This is a genomic window from Burkholderia sp. Se-20378 (assembly GCF_017104665.1).
GTDB lineage: Bacteria > Pseudomonadota > Gammaproteobacteria > Burkholderiales > Burkholderiaceae > Burkholderia > Burkholderia lata.
On record NZ_JAAGPG010000186.1, the window covers coordinates 1 to 14,910 of the forward strand.

Below are 14,910 nucleotides of genomic sequence, written 5' to 3' on the forward strand. Positions count from 1 at the left end.
ACGAACGGCCCGGCGCAGCCCGGCCCGCGCGACGCTCAGTAGATCACGACGGGGGCCGGCCGGTAGTACACGGGCCGGGCCGGCACGACGATGCATCCGGCCAGCGTGATCGCGACGAGCGCGATGGCGATTGCGGTTCTTTTCATCGTCCGCCTCCATCACGCCCAGTGGCCACGGGTCCAGAACCAGTTCGGACCGCGCTGGTCCCAATGGCCCGGCACCCATTGCATGCCGACGCGCTCGGCTTCCCAGTGGCCGCCGATCCACACATAGCGGCCATGCTCCCAGTGCCAGTGGCCGCGATCCCACACGTAGCCCACGCGCGAGGCCGGCACGACCTCGTAGCGCACCGGCGGCGGCGCATTCGGCGCGACGACGACGATTTCCTCGGTGCGCACGGCAACCGGCTCGGCGACGACCACGCGGCCCTGCGGCACGATCACGGGGGTGCCGACGAGAATCTCGTCCGCATGCGCGGCAAGCGGCGCGACGACGGCTGACAGGCTCGCGGCAATCAAGGCGAGCGAAACGATACGACGTTGAACAGTAGAGACAGCCATCACAACCTCCTGGTTGAACAAGTTACGCGAGCGTATTCGTTCAATGCGGGAGGAGCGGTAACGGCCGACAGACACCGTGTTACGGCGTGCCCGAAAGTGCAACAGGGCGTAAGACGCGCACGGCGGCGAGTGCCGCCGTGCGGAGGGATACCTGCAACGGTCAGGCTTGCGGGATCTCGATTTTCACTTCGAGGACTTCGAGATCGTCCTGGCGTTCGAGGCTCACGCGGATGTCATCGTTCGAAATATGGACGTACTTCGAAATGACCGCGACCAGCTCCTTCTGCAGCGCCGGCAGGTAATCGGCCGGCGGCCGGCCGCCGACGCGCTCGTGCGCGATGATGAGCTGCAGGCGCTCCTTCGCGACCGATGCGGACTTCTTCTTCTCGCCGAGGAGAAACGAAAGGATGGACATGGACGGCCTCCGTTACTTGCTGCCGAAGAGGCGCTGCAGCAGGCCCGGCTTCTGGTAATCGGTAAAGCGCAGCGGCTTGTCTTCGCCGAGGAAACGCGCGACGACGTCCTTGTACGCTTCCGCAACGTCGGTGCCGTCGATATGCACGGCCGGCAGACCCTGGTTCGATGCATGCAGCACGGCTTCCGACTCGGGCACCACGCCGATCAGCTTGATGCGCAGGATCTCGCTGATGTCCTCGAGCGACAGCATCTCGCCTTCGCTGACGCGCTTCGGGCTGTAGCGGGTGATCAGCAGGTGTTCCTTGATCGGATCCTTGCCTTCGGTCGCGCGCTTGGTCTTCGACGACAGGATGCCGAGAATGCGGTCCGAGTCGCGCACCGACGACACTTCCGGGTTCGTGACGATCAGCGCTTCATCCGCAAAGTACATCGCGTGCAGCGCACCTGCCTCGATACCGGCCGGCGAATCGCAGACGATGTATTCGAAATCCATCGCGACCAGGTCGTTCAGCACCTTCTCGACGCCGTCACGCGTGAGCGCATCCTTGTCGCGCGTCTGCGACGCCGGCAGGATGAACAGGTTCTCGCACTTCTTGTCCTTGATCAGCGCCTGGTTCAGGTTCGCTTCGCCCTGGATCACGTTCACGAGGTCGTACACCACGCGGCGTTCGCAGCCCATGATGAGATCGAGGTTGCGCAGGCCGACGTCGAAGTCGATGACGGCCGTCTTGTGGCCGCGCAGCGCGATACCGGACGCAAAGCTCGCGCTCGTCGTCGTCTTGCCCACGCCGCCCTTGCCCGAGGTCACCACGATGATTTTTGCCATTTACCCAATACCCTGTGTTCGTCAATGAGAGCCGATCGCTCCGGAGCGCACCGCGTGGATTACGTCAGGCGCAGCGGTTCGATCATCAGTTTTTCCTCTTCGAGCCGGATCTGCACCGATTTGCCCAGTACTTCAGGAGGCAACGGGTTCTCGGTTGTTCGATAGATACCCGCGATCGAAATCAGTTCCGGCTCGAGACACGTGCAGAAAATGCGCGCGTCGTGATTGCCGTGCACGCCCGCGAGTGCGCGGCCGCGCAACGGCGCGTAGATGTGGATATTGCCTTCCGCGATGATCTCCGCGCCGTGACTGACCGGCGCGAGCACCACGAGGTCTCCTTTCGCGTAAATCTGCTGCCCCGAACGCAACGGCCGGTCGATCACAAGCGTCTGGCCGCCCGCGTGCAACAGCGTCGGTGCGGGCTCCTGCGCCGGTTCGGCTGCCGGAGCGGCGGCAGCTTCGACGACGGGCGCCGGCGCCGGCTCCGCTTCGTCAGCGTGCTTCGCGGCCGGCGTGCGGCGATCGCGCGCCTCGAGCAACGGCAGGCCGGCTTCCCCCGCCCAGCCCTGCGTTGCCAGCGCGACGACGCCCACCGGGCGCATCCGCACGTCGTTCAGCATCTGGCGGATGTCCGCCAGCGCGACGCGTTCGCCGTCAGCCAGGCGGCGGACGTCGATCGCGACGACATCGTCGGCGAAAAACTCGGGAGTCGCTTCGAAGCGCTTGACCAGTTCGGTACGCAACGCATCGAGATCGGTCGTCTTCACGGTGAACAGCAACGTATCGACCGATCCGCTGCGCAGCTCGAAGAATGGCGATTTTTTAAGCGACATGGACACTCTGCAAAAATTTTTTGCGTATTTTACAGGCGTCCACGCGCGCGGCCATTATTTTTGGGGAACCGGGGGGCGGCGGCCCGGGCGGGCGCGCAACCGGCAGGCGGGCAGGCAAGCGGGCGACCGGATCTTCATCGCGCCGCGCGGCCCGCGTTCTGATGTCACGTCAGTGCTTCGTCTGCGACACGAACAGCGATTTCATCGCACCGGGCATCCGCGCGATCGGCGCGTGTTCGCCGGTGTTGCCGAAACCCGCCCGCTCGTAGAAGCGGATCGCGTTGCGGTTCGCATCGGCAATCCAGGCGTAGACGTCCTGGGCGCCGCGCTCGGCGAGCCATGCGGTGGCCGTCTCCAGCAGCAGCACGCCGCCGCGCAGATGACGCACCGCGTGCGCCACCCACAGCTCGCTGACGAACGCGCGCCGATCGGGCGTATTGTCGAAATACGCGCCGATCATGCCGGCCGGATGGCCTTCGGTATACAGCAGGAAAGTCGTCGACTCGTCGGACACGGCGCGCTGCGCGGCAATCGCCGACGCTGCGTCCGTTTCGACGTTCAGCAATTCGGCCTCCGGCGCTTCGCCGGGCGCGTAGGGCTCGCGCAGCGATGCGGCGCGGAGTTCGCGATACACGCTGCCCTGATCGGCAACGATACGACGAACGGTCAAGGTCGAACTCATGCAGGCACAGCCCCCTTCGGACAGCAAGCTATTAGCTTCAACCGAAAGCGGGGCATGAGTCAAATCGTTATTTTCAAATGGCGGCGCGAATCGAAAGGCAGCATGCACCGCCGGCAGCCGTGCGGCCAGCTGGTGTGCAGGTGCAGCATTGCGATGTCGATGCATGCAACCGAAAGACGGTTGCGGCGGCTTGGTTCGACGCATGGCGCCAGTCGCCTTGCGACATGCGGCAGTTGCCCGTCGGGCCCGGCGGATTTCAGCGCGGAAGCAGTAATGATCCGTAAGATTGGTAACCCCGAAAGCATGTATCACGGGTGCTGGCGCCCGCCGTATATTGCATCGCAACATTTGTTGCGGACCGGCGGCACCGACACCCGCACACGTCATGGCGCGCCATCCATCTGACAATTCAACCGCCCGAGTGGATCGATCCGGCGATCCCGGCATGTTTCAATCAGCTTGCGCGGGCCCTTCCCTGCCTGCGCCACACGCGCCCCTCCGTTTGGAGCCGCGCGCCTAGTGCCGGAGTTTGGCAAGCGTGCGCGTGGGTCGTATAACAGGCAGAACCGGGTGACGATCCGGCACAACCGCGCGTGCGTCGCGGACCAACGAGAATTCGAACAGCCGTACAGGCGGCCGCCCTCGGGCCGGCCGGCAGGAGGGAGACAATGGCAATGACCGACGGATCGGCTTCGAGCTGGTCGGATGGCAAGCGTTACCTGTGGTTGCTCGGCGCGCTGACGATCACGCTGCCGATCCTCGCCGCCCAGCTCGCGCTGTCGACGGGCCTGCACGTGTTCTGGTGGTTCGGCCCGCTGTTCGCGTTCGGCGTGATCCCGATCCTCGACACGCTGATCGGCGACGATCGCGACAACCCGCCCGAGGACGTCGTGCCGCACCTCGAACGGGAGCGCTACTACCGGCTGATCGTCTATCTCGCGACCCTCGTCGAATACGTCGCGTTCTTCGCGTGCGTATGGATCGTCGGCACGCATGCGCTGGCCTGGTACGACTACATCGGCTTCGCGCTGTCGCTCGGCGCCGCGACGGGCATCTCGATCAATACCGCGCACGAACTCGGGCACAAGACCAACCGCTTCGAGCGCTGGCTCGCGAAGATCACGCTCGCGCCGGTCGCATACGGTCACTTCTACGTCGAGCACAACCGCGGGCACCACGTGCGCGTCGCGACGGCCGAGGATCCAGCGAGCGCGCGCTATGGCGAATCGTTCTGGGCGTTCCTGCCGCGTACCGTGACCGGCAGCATCCGCTCGGCGTGGCGGCTGGAGAAGGCGCGCCTCGAACGGCTCGGGCACTCGCCGTGGACCTGGCGCAACGAGGTGCTGCACGCGTGGGCGATGACCGTCGTCGTGTGGGGCATCGCGATCGCGATGGCCGGCAAGGTCGTGATTCCGTTCCTCGTGATCCAGGCCGTCTATGGCGCGTCGCTGCTCGAAGTCGTGAACTACGTCGAGCATTACGGGCTCGGCCGCCGCAAGCTGCCGAACGGCCGCTACGAACGCTGCACGCCGCAGCACTCGTGGAACAGCAATCACGTCGTCACCAACCTGTTCCTGTACCAGTTGCAGCGGCACGCCGACCATCACGCGAATCCGACGCGCTCGTACCAGGCGCTGCGCCACTTCGACGATGCGCCGCAACTGCCGGCCGGCTACGCGACGATGATCCTGTTTGCGTACGTGCCGCCGCTCTGGTATCGCGTGATGAATCCGCGCGTGGTCGCGCACTACGGCGGCAACATGGCGCAATCGAACATCAAGCCGTCGATTCGCGCCCGGGTGCTCGCGCAATATCCGGCCGCAGCGTGATCGCGGGGGACGGCCGGGGGAGACTGGCGCCGACGCACCGCTGAAAGCGGGCGCCGCGCCGGCCCCCGGTTCCGTCGCCATCCGGCGCGACGGCGCAACCGTCACGCCATTTCCGGCAGCCTGAACACGGCCACCGCATGCCGCAGTGCGCTCGCCTGCTCGGCCAGCGCCTGCGTCGCGGCCGAGGCCTGCTCGACGAGCGCCGCGTTGCGCTGCGTCGCTTCGTCCATCTGCGTCACCGCGATATTCACCTGCTGGATGCCGCCGCTCTGCTCCTGCGACGCGGACGAGATCTCGCCGACGATCGTCGTGACGCGCTGCACCGCGCCAACGATCTCGTGAATCGATTCACCCGCTCGGCCGATCAGCACGGCGCCCTCGTCGACCCGCTTCGTCGACTGCTCGATGAGCCCCTTGATCTCCTTCGCGGCGGCGGCGCTGCGCTGCGCGAGCGTCCGCACTTCCGCCGCGACGACCGCGAAGCCGCGCCCCTGTTCACCGGCGCGGGCCGCCTCGACTGCCGCGTTCAGCGCGAGGATGTTGGTCTGGAACGCGATGCCGTCGATCACCGCGATGATCTCGCCGACCTTTGCGGAGCTGTCGGCGATGCCGTTCATCGTGCCGACGGCATCCGTCATCACGCCGCCGCCCGCCGCCGCGATGTTCGACGCGTCGTGCGCCAACTGCGCCGCGTGCTGCGCGTGCTCGGCCGACTGGCGGACGATGCCCGTGAGTTCGGTCATGCTGGCGGCCGTCTCCTCGAGCGACGCAGCCTGCGCCTCGGTACGCGCCGACAGGTCATGATTGCCCGATGCGATCTGTGCGCTCGCCGTCGCGACGGCTTCGGCGTGCGTACGCACTTCGAGCACGACGCCGGACAGGCTCGCCTGCATCGTCTGCAACGCGCGCAGCAGATCGGCGATCTCGTCGCGGCCGGCCGCATCGACGTCGCGCGTCAGGTCGCCTTCGGCGACGGCCTGCGCGCACGCCACCGCACGGTCGAGCGGACGCAGGATGGCCCGGCTGAACAGGAACGCGCCGACCATCGCGACGCCGAGCACGACCAGCATCAGCACGAGGCTCGCGGTGGTCGCGTGCTGCGCGTCGCGGCTCGCCTGCGCCGACACGGCGGCACTCTCGTCGGCGATCGACTTCGCGGCCCGCTCCAGCAGCGCCGCCGGTTCGCGATCCACGCCCGCCACGGCGGCATCGCCGGCCGACGGCTCGAAGCCGGCAGCCTTGAACGCGTCGAACCCGCGCCGGTAACCTTCGCCCATCGCCGTGTGCGCGCGCATGAACTGCTCGACGAGCGAGCGGCTCTCGCCGGGCGGCAACTGGTGAACGAGCTGCGCGGCGAGCGTATCGACCGTCCGCTCGCGTGTCTGGAACGCCTGCCAGTACTGGTCGAGCTTGTCGGGCTGCTTGCCGCGCAACAGCGTGTCCTTCCATTCCTGCACTTGCAACTTGAACTGTACGAGCGTGGCCGACACGAGCCGTTCGTCGCCGACGTTCGTCTGCACGTCTTCGGCGAACGTATCGATCGACCGATTGAGAATATGGATACCGTACAGCGCGCCACAGAACATCAGCAGCAGCGCGACGGCGAATGCGAGGGGAATCTTGTAGCTCAGCTTCATGGGACCTTGGATCGACGGGGAACGATGCGGTCCGGCACGGGCGCCGGCCGCCGCCTCGTGTTAACGGCGCGGGAAGCGCGGGCTTAAAGCTGAAGAAAGCGGGAAAGACCGGAGCCGTGCGAAAACGCCGGCCGCCAACCCGGTCAGGTCGGATGCGTCGCGCGCGCCCCGGTGGTCGCGGCCCTGCGCGGGCCCGCCATCCAGCGGCGCACGACAACGATCGACAGCACGCCGAATACGATCCCGGCGATCACGTCGGCCAGGTAGTGGCCGCCCTGTGTCGGCGTCGACACGATCATCGCGGCATTCAGCACGATCGACGCGGGAAACACGTAACGGACGTGTCGGACCGCATACGCGAACAGCAGCGCCAGCATCACGTGGAACGATGGCAGCGACACGAGTCCCTGCGATTCGGACAGGCTGAACTGCCGAAGCTGCCCGCTGCGCAGCAGGTCGTAATGAGACACGGTCGACGCGGTGTTCGCATCGGCGATGCCGAAATGGACGAATGCGCTTTGCGCGGGAAACGGCGTCGAGACGACAACAACGACGAGCAACGCGAATGCGAACAGCGCCATGAACTCGGCGAGGTCGTCATGTCGCCGTGCGGTCGAGAGAATGAACGGGACGGCGATCAGTTGCACGATGCTGCCGTGATACGCGAACGCCAGCACGCTCTGCAACACGGCGTGTGCCCTCACCCAGCGATACAGGTCGAGCCAGTGAAAGCCGAGCAACGCATCGAACCGGACGAGATCGGCTTCGATCGACGGCGGCGCGAGCGCCACGCACAAGTAGTCGAGTACCACGATCGCCTGGCTGAAGGCAGCGATCGTCACGATGCAAAGCAACGCGAGCGCCCATTCTCGCCATCGCCAGGCGAGCGAGCGCTCGCGGTAGCGCGACGTGCGCGACAACACGATCAATGCCGCCGCCACGGCGACGGCCGCGCATCCTGCCAGCCCCGCGAAATACGCCGCGTGACCGAGCACCAACGCCATGCCTATGCCATGCGCGCCGCGGATGTCCACGAGGGCAATAACGGCAGTCAGCAGCGCAATACCCGTCAGGACTTTCGGCACTCGGTTCGTCATGGGATCGCGGTGTTTGCCATTCAGCACGGCGGTATGGAGGACGCGGTACGATCATGCACCCAGTGGGTCGCATCGTATCAGCACGTCCGATGTGTCGATGGTCGAGTTGTTGCGACTGCAATGGCTTGCGACGCGACACACAATCCGCGGACCCAAAACGAAAAACCCCGTGATCCTTCCGGATCACGGGGCTTCGTATTTTGGCGGAGAGGGTGGGATTCGAACCCACGGTACGGGGAAACCGTACGCCTGATTTCGAGTCAGGTACATTCGACCACTCTGCCACCTCTCCTTCCTTGCTGCTTTACTGCATTTCGCGGTTGGTCGTTTCCGCGAAAGAAAAGATTATAGAACGATCTCTTCGAACCTCACAAGCCCTTTTTGCAAATTTTTTTGCGAGGCCTTTGAGCGTTTGGCGGAACGCGCGCTTACGACGCCCGTGCCGGCGCGTCGATGCGCTCGATGCCGCCCATGTACGGACGCAGCACTTCCGGCACCGTGACCGAACCGTCCGCGTTCTGGTAGTTCTCGAGCACTGCGACGAGCGTGCGGCCGACTGCCAGACCCGAACCGTTCAGCGTATGCACGAGCTCGGGCTTGCCCTGCGCGTTGCGGAAACGCGCCTGCATCCGGCGCGCCTGGAACGCTTCGGTGTTCGAGCAGCTCGAGATCTCGCGATAGGTGTTCTGCGCAGGCAGCCACACTTCGAGGTCGAACGTCTTCGCGGCCGAGAAGCCCATGTCGCCCGTGCACAGCGTGATCACGCGGTACGGCAGGCCGAGCTTCTGCAGGATCGCCTCCGCATGGCCGACCATCTCGTCGAGCGCCGCGTACGACGCTTCCGGCGCGACGACCTGCACCATCTCGACCTTGTCGAACTGGTGCTGGCGGATCATGCCGCGCGTGTCGCGGCCGTACGACCCGGCTTCCGAGCGGAAGCACGGGGAATGCGCGGTCAGCTTGATCGGCAGTGCGGACGCGTCGACGATCGACTCGCGCACGGTGTTCGTCAGCGAGATTTCCGACGTGGAGATCAGGTATTGCGTGACCTTGTTCTCCTCGCCGCCCTTCTCGACGCGGAACATGTCGTCCGCGAATTTCGGCAGCTGGCCCGTGCCGTACAGGATCTCGGGATTCACGATGTACGGCGTATACGTTTCGGTGTAGCCGTGCTGCTGCGTGTGCGTGTCGATCATGAACTGCGCGAGCGCGCGGTGCAGGCGTGCGATCGAGCCGCGCAGCATCGTGAAGCGCGCGCCGGCGAGCTTCGCGCCGGTCTCGAAATCGAGGCCGAGCGGCGTGCCGACGTCGACGTGATCCTTCACCTCGAAATCGAACTGGCGCGGCGTGCCCCAGCGGCGCACCTCGACGTTGTCGGCTTCGTCCTTGCCGACCGGCACGCTTTCATGCGCGACGTTCGGCATGCCCAGCATCAGGTCGGACAGGCGCGCCTGGATCTCGCCGAGCTTGGCTTCTCCCGCCTTCATTTCGTCGCCGATCCCGCCGACCTCGGCCATCACGGCCGACGTGTCCTCGCCCTTCCCCTTCATCGCGCCGATCTGCTTCGACAGGCTGTTGCGGCGGGCCTGGAGCTCTTCGGTGCGGGTCTGGATCGCGCGGCGTTCCGCTTCGAGGGCGGAGAACGCGGCGATGTCGAGGGTGTAGCCGCGATCGGCGAGGCGCTGGGCGACGCCGTCGAGGTCTTTGCGCAGCAACTGGATGTCGAGCATGGGAGGACTTGGAGAATCGTTGTGTAAGACGGGAATTCTAACGCACCGCGGGGCCGCCACGGCACTGGCCGGACGGACAATGCTGCAAACGGGCGATGCCGTGGTGTGATGGCCGTGGCAGTATCGCATGGCCAGTCCGCCCGTCGGCGCCCGCGAAATCGCGCGGCAGCGACGCGCCGCGGATCGCGAATCACCCGTGTGAGCCTGCCGCAGCGCATCGCACGAGGCACCCGCCACCCGTCACAGCTACTCAAGGAACCCGATGGCCATCGAACTGGACAAGGATGTACGCGACCGCGCGATCGCGTCGCTGCAACGCTATTTCACAGAGAACATGGACGAGCCGATCGGCAATATCCAGGCCGGCGCCCTGCTGCACTTCTTCGTCGAGGAGATCGCGCCCGCGATCTACAACCTCGCGATCGCCGATGCGCAGCAGAGCCTGCATGCGCGCGTCACCGAACTCGACATCGAGTGCCATCAAGAGCCGTTCGGTTACTGGAAGAAGCAGCCGGCCCGAAAGCGCTGACGCGTTCGCGACGGCGCCGACCGGACTGCACCGCGCGCCTTCCCGTCAGTCCTTCTTGCCGGCTTCGCGGTCGAGTTCGCGCAGCCATGCGAGCTTGTCGGCGATCTTCGATTCGAGCCCGCGCGGCACCGGCTTGTACCAGCGCGGCTCGCGCATCCCGTCCGGCAGGTACGTCTCGCCGGCCGCATACGCATTCGGCTCGTCGTGCGCGTAACGGTAAGCGTGGCCGTAGCCGAGTTCCTTCATCAGCTTGGTCGGCGCGTTGCGCAGATGCACGGGCACCTCGCGCGACTTGTCCTGCTTCACGAACGCCATCGCCTGGTTGAACGCGTTGTAGCCCGCGTTGCTCTTCGCCGCGCACGCGAGATAGATCACCGCCTGGCCGAGCGCGAGTTCGCCTTCCGGCGAGCCGAGCCGTTCGTAGGTTTCGGCCGCGTCGTTCGCCATCTGCAGCGCGCGCGGATCGGCGAGGCCGATGTCTTCCCACGCCATCCGCACGATCCGCCGCGCGAGATACTTTGGATCCGCGCCGCCGTCGATCATCCGGCAGAACCAGTACAGCGCGCCGTCCGGGCTCGAACCGCGCACCGACTTGTGCAGCGCCGAGATCTGGTCGTAGAAGTTGTCGCCACCCTTGTCGAAGCGCCGGGCGTTCAGCGTCATCGCGCTGCTGACGAACTCGGCATCGATCGTCGCGGTGCCGGCCGACGTGGCCGCCGTCTGCGCCTGCTCGAGCAGGTTCAGGAATCGCCGCGCATCGCCGTCCGCATAGCCGACCAGCGTATCGATCGCCTTGTCGTCGAACGACAGGCCGTCGAGCGCGATTTCCTGCGCGCGCTTCAGCAACTGGCGCATCTCGTCGTCGTCCAGCGACTTCAGCACGTACACCTGCGCACGTGACAGCAAGGCCGAGTTGACCTCGAAGCTCGGGTTCTCGGTCGTCGCGCCGATGAAGGTCACGAGCCCCGACTCGACGAACGGCAGCAACGCGTCCTGCTGTCCCTTGTTGAAACGGTGGATTTCGTCGACGAACAGGATCGTGTGGCGGCCGGTGCGGTTCAGCGTGTCCTTGGCCTGCTCCATCGACTCGCGGATGTCCTTCACGCCGCCGAGCACCGCGGACAGCGCAATGAACTCGCAGTCGAACGCGAGCGCGGTAAGCCGCGCGAGCGTCGTCTTGCCGACGCCGGGCGGCCCCCACAGGATCATCGAATGCGGCTTGCCCGATTCGAACGCGAGCCGCAGCGGCTTGCCTTCGCCCAGCAAATGCGTCTGGCCGATCACCTCGGCGAGCGTCTTCGGCCGCAGCGCCTCGGCGAGCGGGCGGCGCGGCTCGACTTGAAACAGATCGGACATGAACCCTCGCTCCACATCAAACGGTCGCGGCCGAACCGGCCGCCGGACCCGACATTATGACAGCGGCGCGAAAGCACCGCCGCGCCTGGTGCCCACGCCCGGTGCCCGCGCCCGGTGCCCGCGCCCAGAAACAACACGGGCCTGCCGTCGCCGGCAGGCCCGTCGGGAATACAGCGGCGCGCGGCGCCGGTCAGCCGGTAATCACGTCGGCGCCCTTCGGCACGACGAACTTGAACGTATCGCCCTTCAGCGGCGGATTCGTCTGGATGTTCGTAAAGGTCAGCAGCGTGACGTTGCCGAACACGTCGTGCAGTTCCATCGCGGCGAGCGTGCCGTTCTTGAAGCCGATGCCGATCCGCTGGAACTGCGTGTCCTGCGCCTTCGGCAGCATCTCGAGCCACTCGATGCCGCCCTTCTCGCCAGCATCGCGCAGCGTGTAGTTCTTGTCGAGATCGTTGCTGCCGAACAGGATCGCGGCCGGGCTCGCGCCCAGCGCGCCGTTCAGCTTGCGCTCGGTGACCTGGTTCAGGTCGCGGTCGTACACGTAGAGCTTCTCGCCGTCGGCCTGCAGCACCTGCTGGTACGGCTTCTGGTACGTCCAGATGAACTTGCCCGGGCGCGCGAACACGAAGGTGCCGCTCGAGTTGTCGGTGGGCTTCGGCACGGCCTGCGCGGCGCTTGCGCCCTTCGCCGGCGCCTTGACGATCTGCTGCGTGAAGTCGCCCTTCGCCGAACGCACCTGCGACACGAACGCCTTCAGTTGCTCGGTGCCGCCCGCGAACGCGTGCGTCGCCGCGAGCATCAGCGAGGCGCCGGCGAGCGCCGCGCCGAGCCAGCGCCGCGTCGAACGAAGGGACATTGCGAACGAATGTTGCTGCATATTGCGGTTTTCTCCCTGGATGGCCGGCGCTGCGAACGCCGCGGACTCATTCCGCGTCGCGCGCCGGCACAAGAATTTCGCGGTTGCCGCTCGACGACATCGCCGACACGAGCCCCGACTGCTCCATCTGCTCGAGCAGCCGCGCCGCGCGGTTGTAGCCGATCCGCAGGTGGCGCTGCACGAGCGAGATCGACGCGCGGCGGTTCTTGATGACGATCTCGACCGCCTGGTCGTACAGCGGATCAGACTCGTCGCCGCCTTCGCCGGTTCCCGCGCCGGCCGAGCCCTCGTCGCCGTCGGCCGTGCCGCCTTCGAGCAGGCCTTCGATATAGTTCGGCTCGCCCTGCTCCTTGAGCTTCTCGACGACGCGATGCACTTCGTCGTCGGCGACGAACGCGCCGTGCACGCGCACCGGCAGCCCGGTACCCGGCGCCAGGTACAGCATGTCGCCCATCCCGAGCAGCGATTCGGCGCCCATCTGGTCGAGAATCGTGCGCGAGTCGATCTTCGACGACACCTGGAACGCGATCCGGGTCGGCACGTTGGCCTTGATGAGGCCCGTGATCACGTCGACCGACGGACGCTGCGTCGCGAGGATCAGGTGGATGCCGGCCGCGCGCGCCTTCTGCGCGATCCGTGCAATCAGTTCCTCGACCTTCTTGCCGACGACCATCATCAGGTCGGCCAGCTCGTCGATCACGACGACGATGTTCGGCAGGCGACCGAGCGGCTCCGGATCTTCCGGCGTCAGGCTGAACGGATTCGGCAGCTTCTCCTCGCGCTTCGCAGCCTCGTCGATCTTGTTGTTGTAGCCCGCGAGGTTGCGCACACCGAGCTTGCTCATCAGCTTGTAGCGGCGCTCCATCTCCGCGACCGTCCAGTTCAGCGCGTTGCCGGCCTGGCGCATGTCGGTGACGACCGGGCACAGCAGGTGCGGAATGCCTTCGTAGACGCTCATTTCGAGCATCTTCGGATCGATCAGGATCAGGCGCACCTGCTCGGCGGTCGCTTTATACAGCAGCGACAGGATCATCGCGTTGATCCCGACGGACTTGCCCGAACCGGTCGTGCCGGCCACCAGCAGGTGAGGCATCTTCGCGAGATCCGCGCACACCGGCTTGCCGCCGATGTCCTTGCCGAGACTCAGCGTCAGCGCCGACGACGCTGCCGCGTACACCTCGGAACCGATGATCTCGGACAGGTGGACCGTCTGGCGGCGCTGGTTCGGCAGCTCGAGCGCCATGTAGTTCTTGCCGGGAATCGTCTCGACGACGCGGATCGACACGAGCGACAGCGAGCGCGCGAGATCCTTCGCGAGGTTGACGATCTGGCTGCCCTTCACGCCGGTGGCCGGCTCGATCTCGTAGCGCGTGACGACCGGGCCCGGATACGCGGCGACGACGCTCGCCTCGACGCCGAAGTCCTTCAGCTTCTTCTCGATCAGGCGCGACGTGAATTCGAGCGTGTCGGCGGAAATCGCCTCCTGCGCCTTCGGTGCGGGATCGAGCAACGATACCGCCGGCAGCGTCGAATCGCCCGGCAGGTCGGTGAAGAGCGGCACCTGGCGCTCGCGCTCGACGCGCTCGGACTTCGCCGGCGTGACGACCGGCGGCACGATCGTCACGGGCTCGTGATCCTCGATGCGCACGCGCTCCTCTTCGACCTTGCCTTCACGGCGCACGGCCGCGGCCTCGCCGAGCTTGCGGTCGCGCTCGGCCTCGCGGCGCAGCTTCGCGACGTTGACGGCGGACAGGATCGCACCGCCGACACGTTCGGCGACCGACAGCCACGAAAAGCGGAAATACAGCGACAGGCCGATCGCCAGCGCGATCAGCAACAGCAGCGTGCCGCCCGTGAAACCGAACGCGTGCGACATCGCGCCCGCGACGGCCTCGCCGACGACGCCGCCCGGCGCACGCGGCAGTTGCACCTTCAGCGACCACATGCGCAGCGCCTCGATGCCGTCGCATGCCAGCACGACGAGCACGAACGCAAGGATTTCAGTGAGCCAGCCGATCGGCCGCTCGGGTTCGTCCGAGACGGCCTCGTGGCGCGTGATGCGGCGGTAGTTGACGGCGATGCGCCGCGCGAGCGGCACGATCAGCCAGTAGGCCGACAGGCCGAACAGCAGCAGGATGATGTCGGCCGTCCAGGCGCCGACGCGGCCGGCCCAGTTCGAGATGTGGTCCACCTGGGCGGCGTGCGTCCAGCTCGGATCGCGCCGGCTGTAGCTCAGCAGGGCCATCACCAGAAATGCGCAGAGCGCGACCTGGAGAATCCAGCGGATCTCCGTGAGGAGCTTCGACATCCGGTGCGGCAACGCCTGTGCCTGGGCGGAATAAGGAGCTTTTGCCATGAATCCGTATAAAGAGGACGGGCCATGCGCCCGCCTGTCGTTCGATCCCGCTTATTGTAAACGCTGCACCGGGCCGCCAAGTGTAAATGACGGTTACATAACGGGGCCGGGGTACCGCCGGCCCGGCGGACGCGCGCCGCAGCAGCCCTTTCGCCCTGATCCGGCCCGCACTGTCGGG

At 66.2% G+C, this 14,910-nt stretch carries 13 protein-coding genes and 1 tRNA gene; 2 read left to right on the forward strand and 12 right to left on the reverse strand.

Features of this window, described 5'->3' with window-relative positions:
- Positions 1–158: 158 nt before the first annotated feature.
- The 5 genes from G3N93_RS19905 to G3N93_RS19925 all read right to left on the reverse strand — a co-directional run bounded on the left by G3N93_RS19905 (position 159) and on the right by G3N93_RS19925 (position 3,318).
- Positions 159–560 carry a YXWGXW repeat-containing protein gene (locus G3N93_RS19905; protein WP_174944738.1) on the reverse strand — a complete coding sequence of 134 codons (402 nt, stop codon included), beginning with the start codon at positions 558–560 and terminating at the stop codon, positions 159–161.
- 160 nt (positions 561–720) lie between these two features.
- Positions 721–975 carry a cell division topological specificity factor MinE gene (minE, locus tag G3N93_RS19910; protein ID WP_006486661.1) on the reverse strand — a complete coding sequence of 85 codons (255 nt, stop codon included), beginning with the start codon at positions 973–975 and terminating at the stop codon, positions 721–723.
- A gap of 12 nt (positions 976–987) precedes the next feature.
- Complete coding sequence (gene minD, locus G3N93_RS19915; protein WP_034182973.1) at positions 988–1,803, reverse strand: septum site-determining protein MinD; 816 nt, start codon at positions 1,801–1,803, stop codon at positions 988–990.
- A 59-nt stretch (positions 1,804–1,862) separates the two neighbouring features.
- The gene (gene minC / locus G3N93_RS19920; RefSeq protein WP_174989682.1) at positions 1,863–2,636 is read right to left on the reverse strand and encodes a septum site-determining protein MinC; all 774 of its coding nucleotides are present in this window, start codon (positions 2,634–2,636) and stop codon (positions 1,863–1,865) included.
- A 169-nt stretch (positions 2,637–2,805) separates the two neighbouring features.
- Positions 2,806–3,318, reverse strand: a complete 513-nt coding sequence (locus G3N93_RS19925) for a GNAT family N-acetyltransferase (RefSeq protein ID WP_174931175.1) — start codon at positions 3,316–3,318, stop codon at positions 2,806–2,808.
- A gap of 668 nt (positions 3,319–3,986) precedes the next feature.
- Between G3N93_RS19925 and G3N93_RS19930 the strand changes: the two genes are divergently transcribed.
- A complete protein-coding gene (locus G3N93_RS19930; RefSeq protein WP_174941406.1) occupies positions 3,987–5,147 on the forward strand; it encodes an alkane 1-monooxygenase in 1,161 nt (386 codons plus the stop codon).
- Between the two features lie 101 nt (positions 5,148–5,248).
- Here the strand turns inward: G3N93_RS19930 and G3N93_RS19935 are convergent, their stop codons facing one another.
- The 4 genes from G3N93_RS19935 to serS form a co-directional block, all read right to left on the reverse strand.
- The gene (locus tag G3N93_RS19935; protein ID WP_206133775.1) at positions 5,249–6,784 is read right to left on the reverse strand and encodes a methyl-accepting chemotaxis protein; all 1,536 of its coding nucleotides are present in this window, start codon (positions 6,782–6,784) and stop codon (positions 5,249–5,251) included.
- 143 nt (positions 6,785–6,927) lie between these two features.
- Positions 6,928–7,881 (reverse strand): phosphatase PAP2 family protein, encoded by a 954-nt coding sequence (locus G3N93_RS19940; protein ID WP_241026615.1) that lies wholly within the window; start codon positions 7,879–7,881, stop codon positions 6,928–6,930.
- A 201-nt stretch (positions 7,882–8,082) separates the two neighbouring features.
- Positions 8,083–8,173 (reverse strand) — tRNA-Ser (locus tag G3N93_RS19945).
- A gap of 136 nt (positions 8,174–8,309) precedes the next feature.
- Positions 8,310–9,611, reverse strand: a complete 1,302-nt coding sequence (gene serS / locus G3N93_RS19950) for a serine--tRNA ligase (RefSeq protein WP_174941410.1) — start codon at positions 9,609–9,611, stop codon at positions 8,310–8,312.
- Positions 9,612–9,873: 262 nt separating this feature from the next.
- Between serS and G3N93_RS19955 the strand changes: the two genes are divergently transcribed.
- Complete coding sequence (locus G3N93_RS19955; RefSeq protein WP_011351259.1) at positions 9,874–10,140, forward strand: DUF2164 domain-containing protein; 267 nt, start codon at positions 9,874–9,876, stop codon at positions 10,138–10,140.
- A gap of 45 nt (positions 10,141–10,185) precedes the next feature.
- On the opposite strand, the gene G3N93_RS19960 is transcribed toward G3N93_RS19955, so the two are convergent.
- The 3 genes from G3N93_RS19960 to G3N93_RS19970 form a co-directional block, all read right to left on the reverse strand.
- Positions 10,186–11,496, reverse strand: coding sequence for a replication-associated recombination protein A (locus G3N93_RS19960; protein ID WP_089445121.1), 1,311 nt, complete (start codon positions 11,494–11,496; stop codon positions 10,186–10,188).
- 190 nt (positions 11,497–11,686) lie between these two features.
- Positions 11,687–12,376: an outer membrane lipoprotein chaperone LolA gene (gene lolA, locus G3N93_RS19965; protein WP_105817564.1), complete on the reverse strand. Its 690-nt coding sequence runs from the start codon at positions 12,374–12,376 to the stop codon at positions 11,687–11,689.
- A 46-nt stretch (positions 12,377–12,422) separates the two neighbouring features.
- Positions 12,423–14,732, reverse strand: coding sequence for a DNA translocase FtsK (locus G3N93_RS19970; protein WP_174941414.1), 2,310 nt, complete (start codon positions 14,730–14,732; stop codon positions 12,423–12,425).
- Between the last annotated feature and the right edge of the window lie 178 nt (positions 14,733–14,910).